Origin of the sequence: Sphingomonas trueperi (genome assembly GCF_040545965.1) — a bacterium.
Lineage (GTDB): Bacteria > Pseudomonadota > Alphaproteobacteria > Sphingomonadales > Sphingomonadaceae > Sphingomonas > Sphingomonas trueperi_C.
In genome coordinates, this window is the sequence record NZ_JBEPMV010000006.1 from 140,301 (window position 1) to 154,408 (window position 14,108).

Genomic DNA, 14,108 nt, shown 5'->3' on the forward strand with positions numbered 1-14,108 from the left:
CGGAACAACGACTGATTTGGAGTGATCTGGGCATCATGTTCGAGAGTTTGAGCGATCGGCTGGGCGGCGTCTTCGAGCGCCTGCGCGGACGTGGCGCGCTCGCCGAGGCCGATGTCCGGACCGCGATGCGCGAAGTGCGCGTGGCGCTGCTGGAAGCGGACGTCGCGCTGCCCGTCGCCCGCGAATTCGTCGACAAGGTAACCGAGCAGGCCGTCGGCCAGCAGGTGCTGCGCTCGGTCACGCCGGGCCAGCAGGTCGTCAAGATCGTCCATGACGCGCTGGTCGACATGCTCGGCGCCGACACGGCCGAACTGAATATCGACGTCACCCCGCCGGCGGTGATCATGCTCGTGGGTCTGCAGGGCTCGGGCAAGACCACCACCACCGCCAAGCTTGCCAAGCTGCTGAAGAAGCAGGGCAAGAAGGTGATGATGGCGTCACTGGACGTGAACCGTCCGGCTGCGCAGGAACAGCTGGCGGTGCTCGGCACCCAGACCGAGGTGGCGACGCTGCCGATCGTCACCGGCCAGCAGCCGGTCGAGATCGCTCGCCGTGCGCTCCAATCGGCGAAGCTCCAGGGCTTCGACGTGGTGATGCTCGACACCGCCGGCCGTCTCCACGTCGATCAGGCACTGATGGACGAGATGAAGGCGGTTGCCGACATCTCGAAGCCGCAGGAAATCCTGCTCGTCGTCGACTCGCTCACCGGCCAGGACGCGGTGAACGTCGCCAGCAACTTCTCGGCGCAGGTGCCGCTGACCGGCGTGATCCTCACCCGGATGGACGGCGATGCGCGCGGTGGTGCGGCGCTGTCGATGCGCGCGGTCACCGGCCAGCCGATCAAGTTCGCCGGCATGGGCGAGAAGCTCGACCAGATCGAGCCGTTCCATCCAAAGCGCGTTGCCGGCCGGATCCTCGGCATGGGCGACGTGGTCAGCCTGGTCGAGCGCGCCGCGGCGTCGATCGAGCAGGAAGACGCCGAGCGCATGGCGAACCGGCTCGCCAAGGGCCAGTTCGACATGAACGACCTGCGCGCGCAGCTGAACCAGATGCGCAAGATGGGCGGCATCGGCGCGCTGGCGGGGATGATCCCCGGCATGAAGAAGGCGCAGGCCGCGGTTGATCAGGTCGGCGGCGACAAGGTGCTGATCCGCATGGACGCGATCATCGGTTCGATGACGCCCAAGGAGCGCGCCAAGCCCGAACTGCTCAACGCCAAGCGCAAGATCCGCATCGCCAAGGGCAGCGGCTTGACCGTGCAGGACGTCAACAAGCTCATCAAGATGCATCAGGAGATGCAGACCGCGATGAAGCGCCTGAAGAAGATGGGCGGCCTGAAGGGCATGCTGGGCATGCTCGCCAAGGGTGGTCCGGGCGGCGGCATGGGCGGCATCGGCAATGCGCTGGGCGGCGCCGAGATGGGCGAGATGATGGACAAGGTGGGCGCCGGCCTGCCGGGTTTGCCGGGCGGCGCCAAGCTGCCGCCGGGCTTCGAAAATTTGCTGAAGAAAAAGTAACTTAACCCAGTTTGTTTCAATCGTATCTCTAGAAGGAAGTGAAGTAGAATGGCTCTCTCCATGCGTCTGTCGCGCGGCGGCTCCAAGAAGCGCCCGTACTACCGGATCGTCGTTGCTGACGCCCGTGCGCCCCGCGACGGCAAGTTCATCGAGAAGATCGGCACCTACAACCCGCTGCTCGCCAAGGATTCGGCCGAGCGCGTGAAGCTGGACGACGAGCGCGCCAAGTACTGGCTGAGCGTCGGCGCGCAGCCGACCGACCGCGTTGCCCGCTTCCTCGACGCCGCTGGCGTCAAGGAGCGTGCGGCCCGCAACAACCCGAACAAGGCGGTTCCGGGCGAAAAGGCCAAGGAGCGTGCGGAAGAGCGTGCGGAGAAGGCCAAGGCAGCCGCCGAAGCCGCTGCCGCCCCGGCCGAAGAGACCGCCGAGGCCTGAGCTTGAATGTCCCTCCCGCGCGCTGGTGCGGGAGGGATGGCTCGTGCGTCGCTGCATCCCATTATGGCAGAACCTTCCGCTCCCTCGACCCGCGGCGATCGCCCGGTGACGCTTGCCGCCGTGATCGGCGCGCACGGCATCGCCGGCGAGGTGCGGCTGAAGGTGTTCGCCGAGGATCTGGCGGCGCACAAGAGCTTCAACGGCGGCACGCTGACGCTCAAGTCGGTGCGCGGGGGATCCAATGGCGTGATCGCCCGCTTCGCTGAAGTGGCCGACCGCAATGCCGCCGAGGCACTGCGCGGCACCGAACTGACGGTGCCGCGATCCGCCCTCCCGCCGCTGGGCGAGGGCGAATATTACCATATCGACCTGCTCGAATTGCCCGTGGTCGGTGAGGACGGGGCCGCGATCGGCCGCGTTGTCGCGATCGACGATTACGGCGCAGGCGACGTGATTGAGATCGAACGCCCCGACGGCAAGCGCTTCATGGTGCCGATGCGCCCCGAGGCGGTGCCGAGCTGGGATGGCGAGAAGCTCGTCGTCGCGAGCACCTTCCTGGAAGCCTGATCGGACCCAGGCGATATGCGTGGCTATTGTGGTCCGTGCGCCTGCCCCAACGATCCGCTCAGCGTCGCATTCACCCCCTGAATCGGGGAAATCGTTACCGAAACCATGTCGTGCAGCCGACCCGGCGCATGCTGCTCTACCCCGCGTGGTACATACCAATAGTGGGTCGTGACCGTTCCTTGGGCGATCTCGTCCGGCGGGCCGAACCGCTGCGCCATTGCCGCGGCGAAACGCCGTCCCTGGGCAAGATTTCGGTCGCGATCGGCAAGCGCGGAAAACTGGTCGTTCAACCTCATCCAGCCCAGCGTTCGGTGCGGCACGCTGCCGTCGAACTGGAGCATCACCAGCCAGCGCGCGTGTCGCAGGTAGCAGACGAGGGCGGAAGGGTCTTCGCTTTTCGTGTCGCCGGCGTCGCTCGCCGTGGTGCAGGTTGTGCGTTGATAGCCACGCAGGCCAAGCGCAGCTTCGACCTCCGCCTCGGGCATGCGTGGAGCAATGCCCTCCATCGCATAGCCGCGCCATTCCACGGCGGACCCGTGGATCTGCTCCCGGCCGGCATCAGGGGTCCGCGTGTTGCATCCTCCTGTCAGGAGCAGCGGCAAGGCAAGGTAGAGCAGTTTCATCGGCCCTGCACGCTATGGGACAAGACGCGGCTAGGCGAGCGGTACGCGACCAAGGGCTACGCACGGACGATCAGCGCCAGAGCGGCGTTTCCGCATTCAGCATATTCCGGATCGTCGTCGCGGCGACCCCGGCTTCGCCCATCGCATGGCTGATCTGGTCGAGGCCCTTGGCGACGTCGCCGGCGGCGAACAGGCCGGGGAGCGAGGTGCGCTGGTGGTCGTCCACTTCCAGGCAGCCGCTGGCGTCGGCGCGGGCGCCGGCCTCGACGGCCAGCTCCGAGCGGATGTGCGAGCCCAGCGTCGGGTAGAGGCTGTCGAAGGCGAACTGGCCGGTCGGCACCGTCACGAGGATCCGGTCGTTCTCGAGCGCCCAGTCGGTAGCCGGGCCCTCGACGCGCGCAACGCCTGCCGCATCCAGCTGTTCGATCTGTTCCGGCGGCAGGTCGTGGCGATCGGGGGCGATCAGCGTCACGTCCCGGGTGAAGCTGCGGATGAACAGCGCCTCGCGCGCCCCGTGTTCGCCGGTGCCGTACACGGCGACGCGCTTGTCGGTGACCTCATAGCCGTCGCAGACCGGGCAGTAGCGGATCTGGCCCCGCCCCAGCGCGGCGTCATGCAGGTCGTCGGGCATCGGCGGGCGGTGGTTGACGACGCCGGTGGCGAGGAGGACCGAGCGGGCGCGGACCTCGCGCTCACCGATCCTTGCGGCGAACCCGCCCTGGATCGGCTGCAGGCTCGTGACCTTCGCTGCTTCGCGCACCGTGCCGTATCTCTCCGCCTGGGCGCGCATCGCCGCGAGCAGGTCCAGGCCGGAGATGCCGTCGGGGTAGCCTGCGTGGTTGTGCGTGCAGGGGATCAGCGCGGCGCGGCTCGATCCGCAGTCGAACAGGCGGATGTTCAGATGATAGCGGCTGAGATAGATGGCCGCGGTGAGCCCTGCCGGGCCGCCGCCGATGATGATGCAATCGTCCATCGCGCGCCAGCGCTTGGGCTTGCGACAGGTTCCCGGATCGAGTGTAGGGCAGGGCATGGTCACGCCCGATTATCTGCTCGATACCTGCGTATGCATCCGCCTGCTGCGGGGCGGTGGCGCGCCGGTCGCGCGGCGGATTGCGGCGGCCGAGCCGGGCGCCATTGCGATCTCGGCAATCAGCCTTGCCGAATTGATAGGAGGGGCTGGGCAGGGCAGTGCCGCTTTGGACGGGTTGCTCGAGCAAGTCCCGGTGCTAAACTTCGATGCAGCGGCGGCGCGCTCCTTTCCAGCGGCGCGCGCCGCGCGCGGTCGCCATGACCGGTTGATCGCGGCGCATGCGCTCGCGCTGGGCGCGACGCTGGTGACTCATAACGGCCGCGATTTCCGTGCCGTGCGGGGCCTGCGTATCGAAGACTGGTTCTGAGCGCGTTGCGCTCCGGGGTGAATGTATATACATCACGTATATACGGAGGCAACGCATGGGCGAGGAATACCGCGCCAAGATCTTCAAATCGGGCAACTCGCTGGCGCTGCGCCTGCCCAAGGCGCTGGGGCTGAAGGAGGGCGGCGAGGTCGTGCTGCGCGAGGAGCGGCGCGGCTTCTCGGTCGAGCCGGTGGACGGCGAGGAGAAGATCGACCTCAGCGGCATCGCCGGCGCGCTGCCTTGGCTGAAGCCGATCCCGCCGGAAGATCGCGAGATCGAGGAACGCACGCTTGATTGGGAAGGGCGCAGGCTGCGGCGCGATGGCTGAACCTCGCTTCCTGCTCGACACGAACATCTGCATCTATGTCCTGAACGAAGCGCGAGGCGCGTCAGCACGGGCGGTGGAGGCACAGGCCAAGGGCAGCGTGGTGAGTTCCACCATCGTGCTCGCGGAAGTGTTGCGTGGGGTGCCCGACGACGATGCGGCCGGACGACAGGTCGTCGAGCGATTCTTCCGCCTGGTGGAGCCGCTGCCGTTCGACGCCGCCGCTGCGGAGGTGTATGCGGGCCTGCCGTTCCGCCATGCCCGCCTCGACCGGCTGATCGCCGCGCAGGCGCTGGCGGCGGGGCTGACGCTGATCACCAACAACGAACGGGATTTCGCCGACATCCCCGACCTCAAGCTCGAGAACTGGACGCTGTGACCTTCGCTGCAACTATCCTGACGCTGTACCCCGAGATGTTTCCGGGCCCGCTCGGCATCTCGCTGGCCGGGCGCGGTCTGCGGGAAGGGCTCTGGTCGCTGGAGGCCGTGCAGATCCGCGACTTCGCTACCGACAAGCATCGCTCGGTGGACGACACGCCGGCCGGGGGCGGGGCGGGGATGGTGCTGCGCGCCGATGTACTGGCGGCCGCGATCGACAGTGTTCCCCGTGATGGGCGCCCGCTTCTCGCGATGACGCCGCGCGGACGGACGCTGACGCAAGATCGTGTGCGCGATCTTGCGGCAGGTTCCGGTGCGATCGTGCTGTGCGGCCGGTTTGAGGGATTCGACGAGCGCATCTTCGAAGCGCGCGACATCGAGGAAGTCTCGATCGGCGATTACATCCTCTCCGGTGGCGAAATGGCGGCGCTGACGCTGCTCGATGCTTGCATTCGGCTCGTTCCCGGCGTAATGGGCGCCGCTTCTAGCGGTATGGACGAGAGCTTCGAAACGGGGCTGCTCGAATATCCGCAATATACCCGACCTGTCGAATGGGAAGGGCGCACGATCCCCGAAGTGCTGCGATCGGGGGATCATGCGAGGATCGAAGCCTGGCGTCGCGCCATGGCGGAGACCGATACACGGCTAAGGAGGCCAGACCTTTGGGAACGCCATGAGGGCGTTCGGGTCCAGTCTCCCTCTGGCGCGCGGCGAAAACATGGGACTGACTGAGATGAATATCATCCAGACGCTCGAAGCCGAGCAGATTGCCAAGTTCACCGAAGCCAAGAAGATTCCTGAATTCCGCCCGGGCGATACCGTCCGCATCGGTGTGAAGGTCGTCGAAGGCGAGCGTACCCGCGTGCAGAATTTCGAAGGCGTGTGCATCGCCCGCTCGAACAAGGGCATGGGTTCGAACTTCACCGTCCGCAAGATCTCGTTCGGTGAAGGCGTGGAGCGCGTGTTCCCGCTCTATTCGCCGAACATCGATTCGATCGAGGTCGTGCGTCGCGGTGTCGTGCGTCGTGCGAAGCTCTACTATCTGCGTGGTCGTACCGGTAAGTCGGCGCGTATCGCCGAGCGCCGCGACACCCGCACCGAGGCGCAGGCCGCCGAATAAGGCTGGTCTTCCCAGAACGCGAAAGGCGTGCGGACCCCGCGGTTCGCACGCCTTTTTTCTTGCCCGGTACCCGGCGCAATGCGCGGATACCGCAGAGCCATCGACACAAAAAAGCGCCGCGAACGGGTTACGTCGCGGCGCCTTCGATATTGGCGATGGGTGGCGCCGATCAGGCGGCGGCGCGCAAGCCGTCGTTCTGGAGCAGCGCTCGACCGCGGGCAGTGAGGGCGGCATCGCGCACCTCGGGCCCGCCGATGCCGATCAGCAGCGCCTCATAGGCGAGCAGACCGCGATCGCAGAGGCCCTGCACGGCAGCGACAAAGGCATGATGGCCGTCCAGCGATGCGCCGAGATCCAGCGCCGTCGGGGTCAGCGTGGCGCTGCCCGGCCAACTGCGCTGCAGTGCGTCGGCGATCGCGACGATGCAGCGCGAATCGAGGGCGCTCAGCGCCTCGCGACTTTCCCCGCTCATCGACATCAGGTCCTCCTTAGCAACATGGTCCGCATGCCTTTGTGCAACCCGAGGGGCCGTAGCGAACCCACCGAACTCGTGCTCAAAATTGCATTTATCAGAACCACGCCATCGACCCTCGGCCGGTTCCGCAACATTCCTATGCACACAGACGCCGAATCGGTTTTTTCCGTCCCGGAGTCGTGCTGTGACGCAGCATTTACGCTACTAGGCAAAATCTGCCTAGACGTAGGTTGCATCCGAAACGAATTTACCGGTTGATAACTTCTGCGGTCGTCTCGTTCTGGAACACAGCAAATGGCGCCAACCGGTAAATGTGCCGCTGGTAAAACTCCGTACTGCCCGGAGCTCCACGAGTCGCTTACGATACAACCGTTTTCATCAGGGTGTCGTGATGTCGGCTTGGGGTATTGCAGCGTTGGAACTGGATGATCGATTCGGATCCTGTGCCGCGGGTGAGATGATGCCCGAGGAAAGCCGGATCGTGCGCGCGGCGGTGGTGCTGCTGCGCGGCGACGTTGCCGTATTGCATACCGGCTCGCGCGCCGTACTTGCGGCCGCGGATGGCGTCGAGGCCGCTGATTCCGCGCGACAATTGTCCGACCCGCTGGAAGCCATGGCGCTCGGCTATCGCAGTCAATTGTCTGTGCCCTTGTGGCGTGAAGGTCGCCGTATCGGCGCATTGGCTGTGCTCGACCGTGCGGAGCGCCGCTTCGGGGAAGCGGATATCGCTCTGCTGCAAGGGCTTGCGGGCCGCATGGACGTCGCGCACCCCAGCATCCATTAAAAGGCCGGCAAGGCCTTACGCCGTCAGTTCGCCTGGTTGGCTTCGCTTGCCAGCATGGCGCGACCGCGTGCAGTGAGGGTGGCATCGACCAACATTGGGCCATCGCTGTTGAACACGAGTGCCTCATAGGCAAGGAACCCAGCGTCGCTGAGCGATTCTACCATCCCGAGAAATTCGGCAGCGGCGGTTTCGCGGCCGCCCAATCCAATGGCGGCCGGCGTGAGAAGTGTAGAACGCGGCCAGTTCTGCTCCAGCAAACGCGTCGCGCATTCTACCGGAACACCTGAACCTATCCTGCCAAGACGGTCCACCGACATGCGGTACTTCTCCTGATCGATCGAGCGCGCCCCGCTTCGCGGCTCCACCGCGGCTGCCGTGTTTCCGGCAACTTTTGTGCTTCGGACTTTACCATAGTTTTCCATGGCGTCGAGCATATTCATTCCGAAATTTGAATATCTTTAACTGTATCTCCATTTCGCAAGGCTTCTAAAAGACTTGTTTGAGACTTCGCGGAAGTGCCCAATCGTTGGCTCGCCGACGACAACGGTTGTCCCGAAGCGGCAACTGCCTCTTTACGGTTCGTCCGCGCTCGATAAACCACCCGCGACCGGTAGCGGATGCCGGAAGGGCGGAGTTTTGGATGCGCAAATGGATGCTGGGCGTAACGGGGGCGGCGATCGCGATGGGGGTGAGCATGGCTGATGCCGCGGCGCAGGCACAGGCGCAGACGGGGCAGTCGCTGACGCTGCAACGCATTTTCGCCAGCCCCGCGCTGGACGGCCCGGCGCCGCGCGCGGTGCAGCTGTCCCCCGACGGCAAGTACTTGACCTTGCTGCGCAATCGCGACGACGATCGCGAGCGCTACGACCTGTGGGCGCTGGATACCGCCAACGGCCAGTGGCGCATGCTGGTCGACTCGAAGAAGCTCGGCTCCGGTGCAGCGCTTTCTGAAGCGGAGAAGATGCAGCGCGAGCGCGCGCGCATCGGGGGCACCAAGGGCATCGTCTCCTATGACTGGGCGCCCGACGGCAAATCGATCCTGGTGCCGCTGGACGGCGAGCTGTTCCGTGCGCGGCTGAACGGGGAGGTCGACAAGCTGCCGGCCGCGGCCGGCCCCAAGCTCAACGCGGCGCTGAGTCCCGCGGGCAAGTTCGCCAGCTACCTCCAGGATCAGAACCTGATCGTCATGGACCTGAGCAGCGGCAAGGCGACGCGGGTCACGCCCGACGGCGCGGGCACGGTGCATTGGGGCGAGGCCGAGTTCGTTGCGCAGGAGGAAATGGCCCGCACCGCCGGCTATTGGTGGTCGCCCGACGAAGCCCATGTCGCGGTCGAGCGGTTCGACGAGGCGCCGGTCGGTATCGTCACCCGCGCCGCGATCGGGGCGGAGGGGACGAGCATCGTCCAGCAGCGCTACCCCAAGGCCGGCACCGCCAACGCGCTGGTCGAGCTCTACGTGCTCGATCCCACCGGGCAGAAGCGGATAAAGGTCGATCTCGGTCCCGATCCGGATATCTATCTGGCCCGCGTCGACTGGGCGGCGGACGGCAAGACCCTCTACGTCCAGCGTGAGAACCGCGCGCAGACCCAGCTCGACCTGCTTGCGGTCGATCCCGCTACCGGCGCATCGCGTGTGCTGTTCAGCGAGAAGGCGGCGCCGAAGAGCTGGATCAACCTCAGCTACGGTCTCAAGCCGCTCGACGACGGCAGCCTGATCTGGTGGTCCGAGCGCGACGGCCACGGCCATCTCTATCGCTGGCAGGCGGGCACATTCACCCAGCTGACCAAGGGCCCCTGGGAAGTCGCGCCTGACGGTATCAGCGTCGACCAGAAGCACGGCCGCCTCTATTTCCAGGGCAACAAGGACGATCCGCTCGAGCGGCACCTCTACTGGATCGACTATCGCAAGCCCGCCGCGATTGCCCGGCTGACCCAGCGCGGCTGGTGGAACGCTGCGAGCATGGATGCCAGCGGCACCCGCGCGATCATCAGCCGCTCCAGCCCCAACCAGCCGCGCCAGGTCTATCTCGCCGATGCCGACGGTAAGCGGATCGCCTGGGTGCAGGAAAATGCGGTTAGCGATGCCGGCCACCCCTATCATCCCTATCTCGCAGCGCATCGCGAGCGCAGCTTCGGCACGATCAAGGGGCCGGACGGCACCGAGCTGCACTGGGAGATGATCACGCCGAAGCTGGAGCCGGGCAAGCGTTACCCGGTGTTCTTCCAGCATTATGGCGGCCCGCATGTGCAGACTGTCAGCCGCGCCTGGGGCGGGGCGCTCGAGCAATATCTGGTGCAGCGCGGCTATATCTGGTTCCAGATCGACAATCGCGGCTCGGCAAATCGCGGCGTCGCCTTCGAAAGCGCGATGTGGCACGCGATGGGCAGCGTGGAAGTGCAGGACCAGCTGGCCGGCGCGGCCTATCTGAAGTCGCTGCCCTTCGTCGATCCGACGCGCATCGCCACCTATGGCTGGTCGTATGGCGGCTACATGACGCTGAAGATGCTGGAGGCGGCACCCGGCACCTTCGCAGCGGGTGTCTCCGGTGCGCCGGTGACCAAGTGGGAGTTGTACGACACCCATTATACGGAGCGCTATATGGGCGATCCGCGCCAGGTGCCGGAGGCCTACAGGGCCTCAAGTACGCTGGGTGACGCGGCGAAGATCGCCGATCCGCTGCTGATGATCCACGGCATGTCGGACGACAATGTCGTACTGGAGAACGGCACCGCAATGTATGCCGCGCTCCAGCAGCAAAAGGTGCCGTTCGAGATGATGCTCTATCCTGGCCAGACCCATCGAGTCGGCGGGCCGGGTATCAGCGAGCACCTGTGGAATACTATCCTGAACTTCCTTGATCGTTCGTTGACCAAGTAAAGGCCTGAGAAAACAACCGAATACGTAAAAGACCGGGGGCGTGCCGCAGCAATGCGGCACGCCCCATATTCTATAATGCGCAGGTGGGAGATCTGCGCGCCTCCGGGCTGCGCCTAGGAGGAACTGAGCGTGCAATTCCTGGCAAATCTCAAAATCCAGTTCAAGATCATGATGATGCTGGGTGTGCTTGGCATCGTGACCTTAGGCGTTGCCTGGTATGGCGGCGGCGTGATGCGAAATATCGATGCGAACTATTCGCAGCTGACCGACGTCATTCACCCGAACACTGCCAAGCTCATTCGTGTCAATCGGCTGAGCCAGACCATGATGTATTCGGCGTACAAAACGCTCGTGTACGATGGCTCGTCGGCGCAGGCGAAGAAGTCTGCCGCAGACGAGAGTGCGGCATACAAGCAGGCGGTCGATTATCTGAACGAGGTGGAGGCGAGCGAGAAGGGTAGCGCAAATCTGGCTCCCATTCGTGCCGGTCTCGACGAGCTTCAGAATGCAGTGGCGCCAGCGCTTGAGCAGGGTCTCGCCAACAACGATGGCGAAGCGAAAGCGCTTCTGGCGAAGGCTGATGAGATCGCGGCGGCTTTCACCACCAAGATCAAGGCGTTCAACGATGGTCGAGTTGGCGAGGCCAACAAGCAATCGGCGGCGCTTACGGTTAGCGTCGCCAGCGCGGCGTTCACGCTGCTGGGCATTGCGCTGGTAGCGGTTGCCGGCAGCATGGGCCTTGCCATCTTCGTTACGCGTTCGCAGGTCGCAGGACCTCTTGGCGGCTTGCAGGACACGATGCGGGCGCTGGCAAGCGGTAACAACCATGTCGACGTGCCCGGCACCGAGCGTGGCGACGAAGTCGGCGCGATGGCCAAGTCGGTGCTCGTCTTCAAGGAAGCCGCGCTGCGCCAGGAAGAGCTGACCGAAGCCAAGAAGCGTTCCGACGCCGCACAGGCGCTGGTCGTCGAAACGCTCGAGGATCGCCTGGGCAAGCTCGCCGGCGGTGACCTGACCGCCTCGATCGAAACGCGCTTCGACCCTGAATATGAAGGGCTGAAGCAGAACTTCAACGCCGCCGTGTCGTCACTGCGCGAGCTGATCACCGCCGTGATCGAGAGCGCCGAGACGATCTCCACCGGCTCGTCCGAAATCGCCCAGGCCAGCGAGGATCTCGCCCGCCGCACCGAAGGCGCCGCCGCCAGCCTCGAGGAGACTTCGGCCGCGGTCAGCCAGATGGACCAGCGGATCAAGGCGACCGCCGCGGCCTCCACCAAGACCGTCGAGCGGGCGACCGGCGCCATTGGCGTGGTCGACTCCGGTCGCACCGTGGCGGACGAGGCGATGCAGGCGATGAGCCGCGTGTCGGAAAGCGCCAAGGGCATCGACAACGTCATCGAGGGTCTCGACAAGATCGCCTTCCAGACCCGCGTTCTCGCGATGAACGCGGCGGTGGAAGCCGGTCGTGCGGGTGAAGCGGGCCGCGGCTTCGCGGTCGTCGCCGACCTCGTCTCCGCTCTGGCGATGCGCGCCGAAGAGGAAGCCGGCCGCGCCCGCGACCAGCTGACCGCGACGCAGACCGATATCAACGCGGCGGTCGACATGGTGCGTCGTGTCGACAGCGCGCTCGGCGCGATTGTGGGCGACGTCAACGAGGTCCATTCGCTGCTCGAGACCATGGCCAAGGACAACCAGGTCCAGGCTACCGCGGTTACTCAGGTGGCGACGGCGGTGAACAGCATCGACCAGACCACCCAGCAGAATGCCGCGATGGTGGAGCAGACTTCGGCTGCCGCCCGCAACCTCAGCTCCGAGGTCAACGCGCTGACCGAGCAGGCCTCGCGCTTCAACGCGGGCGACCGCAGCCACCGCAAGCCGGTGCGCTCCAAGGTCCACGCGCTGCCGGTCGCCTCCAACGCGGCGCACGCGACCAGCGTCAGCACCGTTCGTCAGACCGGTGCCGAAGTGGAAGAATGGGCGAGCTTCTAAGCCTCCATTCTTTGCACTCGACGCGCAATTGACCACAGTCTAGGCTCGCCTTCGTCTTACGACGGGGGCGGGCCATGGCGTTGGAGGGGGTGGCGCAACTTGCGCCGGTACAGGGCAAGGCGCGGATCGACATACTCGACATCTTGCGCGGTCTCGCCATCCTCGGCATCTTTTTCATGAACATACCGTTCGAAGGTCAGACGGCGGTGACGATGCTGCTGCGGCCGCAAATCATCGGCTGGAGCTCGCTCGATCAGTGGAGCTGGACCCTCGTCGAGGTGGCGCTGGAAGGCACGCAGCGCGGCGTGCTGGAGATCCTGTTCGGCTGCGGCCTGATGGTACTTGCGGCAAAGGCGATGCGGCCGGACGGGCCGGTGGCGGTGGCCGATCTCTATTGGCGCCGCAACCTGTGGCTGCTCGGGTTCGGGCTGCTCGACATCTTCGTCTTCCTGTGGACCGGCGACATCCTCCACATCTATGCGCTCGCCGCGCTGTTCCTCTTCCCGTTCCGCCTGCTGGGCCCGCGCGTGCTTCTGGCGCTGGGATCGCTGTTCGCGCTGGGCATGGTTGCCACCGGCGTGCCGATCTACATGGAGCGCGCCGCGCTCGTTGCCGCCGCGCCGGTGATCGAGAAGAAGGTCGCCGCGCACCAGCCGCTGACCAAGGAGGAACAGGCCCAGCGGAAGGACTGGCAGAAGCTGCTCGACCGCCGCGCCACCGGTGGCGAGATGGGCAAGAAGATCCGCGAGATGGAGAAGAAGGGCCATGCCGGCGGCTTCCTCGCCTATGCCGCGATGAACATCGGCTTCTATTTCGAGTTCATGCTGCCCGAGCTGGGGCTGTCCATCGCCGAAGCCTTCTGCATGATGCTGATCGGCATCGCGCTGTGGAAATGGCAGGTGGTGCAGGGTGGGCGCAGCACGCGCTTCTACGCGATCCTGATGCTGTGCTGCTACGTGCCCGGCATGATCGCCCGCGCGATCGGGGCGCAGGAAATGCTGTCGCCGGTGCCGATCGTCCACACCGCCTGGATCACCGAGGAGCCGGCGCGGATACTGGTTTCGATCGGCCATGTCGCGCTGGTCAACCTGGCGGTGCGCAGCGGGGTGGGGCAGGCGCTGCTCGCGCCGTTCAAGGCGGCGGGGCGCACGGCGTTCTCGCTCTATTTCCTCCAGCAGTTCATCGCCATCTACATCCTGTTCGCGCCCTGGGGACCGGGGCTGTTCGGCAAGCTCAGCTGGAGCGGGCTGTACGGCGTGGCGCTGGCGGTGCTGGTGTTTGAGGTGGTGCTCGCCAATCTCTGGCTGCGCGCCTTTGCGATGGGGCCGATGGAATGGGCGTGGCGCTCGCTCGCCTATGTGCAGTGGCAGCCGTTCCGGCGTCCCCGTGCGACGGCGCCGGAGGGCTCGCTCGCCGCGGCATGAAATTGCGCAAATACGGGCTCGCCACGCAAGCATGTTTCTGCTAGCGGAACCCGCGATGCTTCGAAAACGCGCCAAATCCACGCGAATTACACCGCGCCCGTAATCCGGGCGCGATAGCTGCGCTTTATACAGCGAAGCAGCGGAATGCTGGTGCATTCCACCCTTCATCCCCACTAAAGAGCCTCCACGCCGCAGG

At 65.4% G+C, this 14,108-nt stretch carries 16 protein-coding genes; 12 read left to right on the top strand and 4 right to left on the bottom strand.

Features of this window, described 5'->3' with window-relative positions; all coding sequences use genetic code 11:
• The first annotated feature begins 35 nt into the window (after positions 1 to 35).
• From ffh to rimM, 3 genes are all read left to right on the top strand, one after another.
• The gene (gene ffh, locus ABIC35_RS17280) at positions 36 to 1,517 is read left to right on the top strand and encodes a signal recognition particle protein (protein WP_121076603.1); all 1,482 of its coding nucleotides are present in this window, start codon (positions 36 to 38) and stop codon (positions 1,515 to 1,517) included.
• A gap of 48 nt (positions 1,518 to 1,565) precedes the next feature.
• Complete coding sequence (rpsP, locus tag ABIC35_RS17285; protein WP_183049368.1) at positions 1,566 to 1,952, top strand: 30S ribosomal protein S16; 387 nt, start codon at positions 1,566 to 1,568, stop codon at positions 1,950 to 1,952.
• Positions 1,953 to 2,015: 63 nt separating this feature from the next.
• Entirely contained in the window at positions 2,016 to 2,519 is a 504-nt protein-coding gene (gene rimM, locus ABIC35_RS17290; protein WP_354278530.1) for a ribosome maturation factor RimM, read from the top strand.
• 23 nt (positions 2,520 to 2,542) lie between these two features.
• Here rimM and ABIC35_RS17295 read toward each other — a convergent pair whose 3' ends face one another.
• Together ABIC35_RS17295 and ABIC35_RS17300 are read right to left on the bottom strand one after the other, a co-directional pair.
• Positions 2,543 to 3,142: a hypothetical protein gene (locus tag ABIC35_RS17295; protein ID WP_121076607.1), complete on the bottom strand. Its 600-nt coding sequence runs from the start codon at positions 3,140 to 3,142 to the stop codon at positions 2,543 to 2,545.
• Between the two features lie 70 nt (positions 3,143 to 3,212).
• Complete coding sequence (locus ABIC35_RS17300; protein WP_121076609.1) at positions 3,213 to 4,115, bottom strand: NAD(P)/FAD-dependent oxidoreductase; 903 nt, start codon at positions 4,113 to 4,115, stop codon at positions 3,213 to 3,215.
• Between the two features lie 55 nt (positions 4,116 to 4,170).
• On the opposite strand from ABIC35_RS17300, the gene ABIC35_RS17305 reads away from it, so the two are divergent.
• Genes ABIC35_RS17305 through rplS form a run of 5 tightly spaced genes read left to right on the top strand, consistent with a single transcriptional unit; the run spans position 4,171 to position 6,362 of the window.
• Positions 4,171 to 4,539, top strand: a complete 369-nt coding sequence (locus tag ABIC35_RS17305; protein WP_121076611.1) for a type II toxin-antitoxin system VapC family toxin — start codon at positions 4,171 to 4,173, stop codon at positions 4,537 to 4,539.
• A gap of 55 nt (positions 4,540 to 4,594) precedes the next feature.
• Positions 4,595 to 4,867, top strand: coding sequence for an AbrB/MazE/SpoVT family DNA-binding domain-containing protein (locus tag ABIC35_RS17310; RefSeq protein WP_121076613.1), 273 nt, complete (start codon positions 4,595 to 4,597; stop codon positions 4,865 to 4,867).
• Positions 4,860 to 5,243 carry a type II toxin-antitoxin system VapC family toxin gene (locus ABIC35_RS17315; RefSeq protein WP_121076615.1) on the top strand — a complete coding sequence of 128 codons (384 nt, stop codon included), beginning with the start codon at positions 4,860 to 4,862 and terminating at the stop codon, positions 5,241 to 5,243. Before ABIC35_RS17310 ends, ABIC35_RS17315 begins: the two co-directional genes overlap by 8 nt.
• Positions 5,240 to 5,974: a tRNA (guanosine(37)-N1)-methyltransferase TrmD gene (trmD, locus tag ABIC35_RS17320; protein ID WP_121076617.1), complete on the top strand. Its 735-nt coding sequence runs from the start codon at positions 5,240 to 5,242 to the stop codon at positions 5,972 to 5,974. The genes ABIC35_RS17315 and trmD overlap by 4 nt, the downstream gene beginning before the upstream one ends.
• Before the next feature lies 1 nt (position 5,975).
• Positions 5,976 to 6,362 (top strand): 50S ribosomal protein L19, encoded by a 387-nt coding sequence (rplS, locus tag ABIC35_RS17325; RefSeq protein WP_066717104.1) that lies wholly within the window; start codon positions 5,976 to 5,978, stop codon positions 6,360 to 6,362.
• A gap of 169 nt (positions 6,363 to 6,531) precedes the next feature.
• Here rplS and ABIC35_RS17330 read toward each other — a convergent pair whose 3' ends face one another.
• Positions 6,532 to 6,840 carry a hypothetical protein gene (locus tag ABIC35_RS17330; RefSeq protein WP_354278531.1) on the bottom strand — a complete coding sequence of 103 codons (309 nt, stop codon included), beginning with the start codon at positions 6,838 to 6,840 and terminating at the stop codon, positions 6,532 to 6,534.
• A gap of 388 nt (positions 6,841 to 7,228) precedes the next feature.
• Between ABIC35_RS17330 and ABIC35_RS17335 the strand changes: the two genes are divergently transcribed.
• On the top strand, positions 7,229 to 7,621 hold the full coding sequence (locus tag ABIC35_RS17335) for a GAF domain-containing protein (protein WP_121076619.1): 393 nt from the start codon (positions 7,229 to 7,231) through the stop codon (positions 7,619 to 7,621).
• Between the two features lie 23 nt (positions 7,622 to 7,644).
• On the opposite strand, the gene ABIC35_RS17340 is transcribed toward ABIC35_RS17335, so the two are convergent.
• Positions 7,645 to 8,061, bottom strand: a complete 417-nt coding sequence (locus ABIC35_RS17340; protein WP_354278532.1) for a hypothetical protein — start codon at positions 8,059 to 8,061, stop codon at positions 7,645 to 7,647.
• Positions 8,062 to 8,261: 200 nt separating this feature from the next.
• On the opposite strand from ABIC35_RS17340, the gene ABIC35_RS17345 reads away from it, so the two are divergent.
• The 3 genes from ABIC35_RS17345 to ABIC35_RS17355 all read left to right on the top strand — a co-directional run bounded on the left by ABIC35_RS17345 (position 8,262) and on the right by ABIC35_RS17355 (position 13,912).
• A complete protein-coding gene (locus tag ABIC35_RS17345; protein ID WP_121076621.1) occupies positions 8,262 to 10,499 on the top strand; it encodes a DPP IV N-terminal domain-containing protein in 2,238 nt (745 codons plus the stop codon).
• Positions 10,500 to 10,628: 129 nt separating this feature from the next.
• Entirely contained in the window at positions 10,629 to 12,488 is a 1,860-nt protein-coding gene (locus ABIC35_RS17350; protein ID WP_354278533.1) for a methyl-accepting chemotaxis protein, read from the top strand.
• A gap of 74 nt (positions 12,489 to 12,562) precedes the next feature.
• The gene (locus ABIC35_RS17355; RefSeq protein WP_121076625.1) at positions 12,563 to 13,912 is read left to right on the top strand and encodes a DUF418 domain-containing protein; all 1,350 of its coding nucleotides are present in this window, start codon (positions 12,563 to 12,565) and stop codon (positions 13,910 to 13,912) included.
• Positions 13,913 to 14,108: the final 196 nt, after the last annotated feature.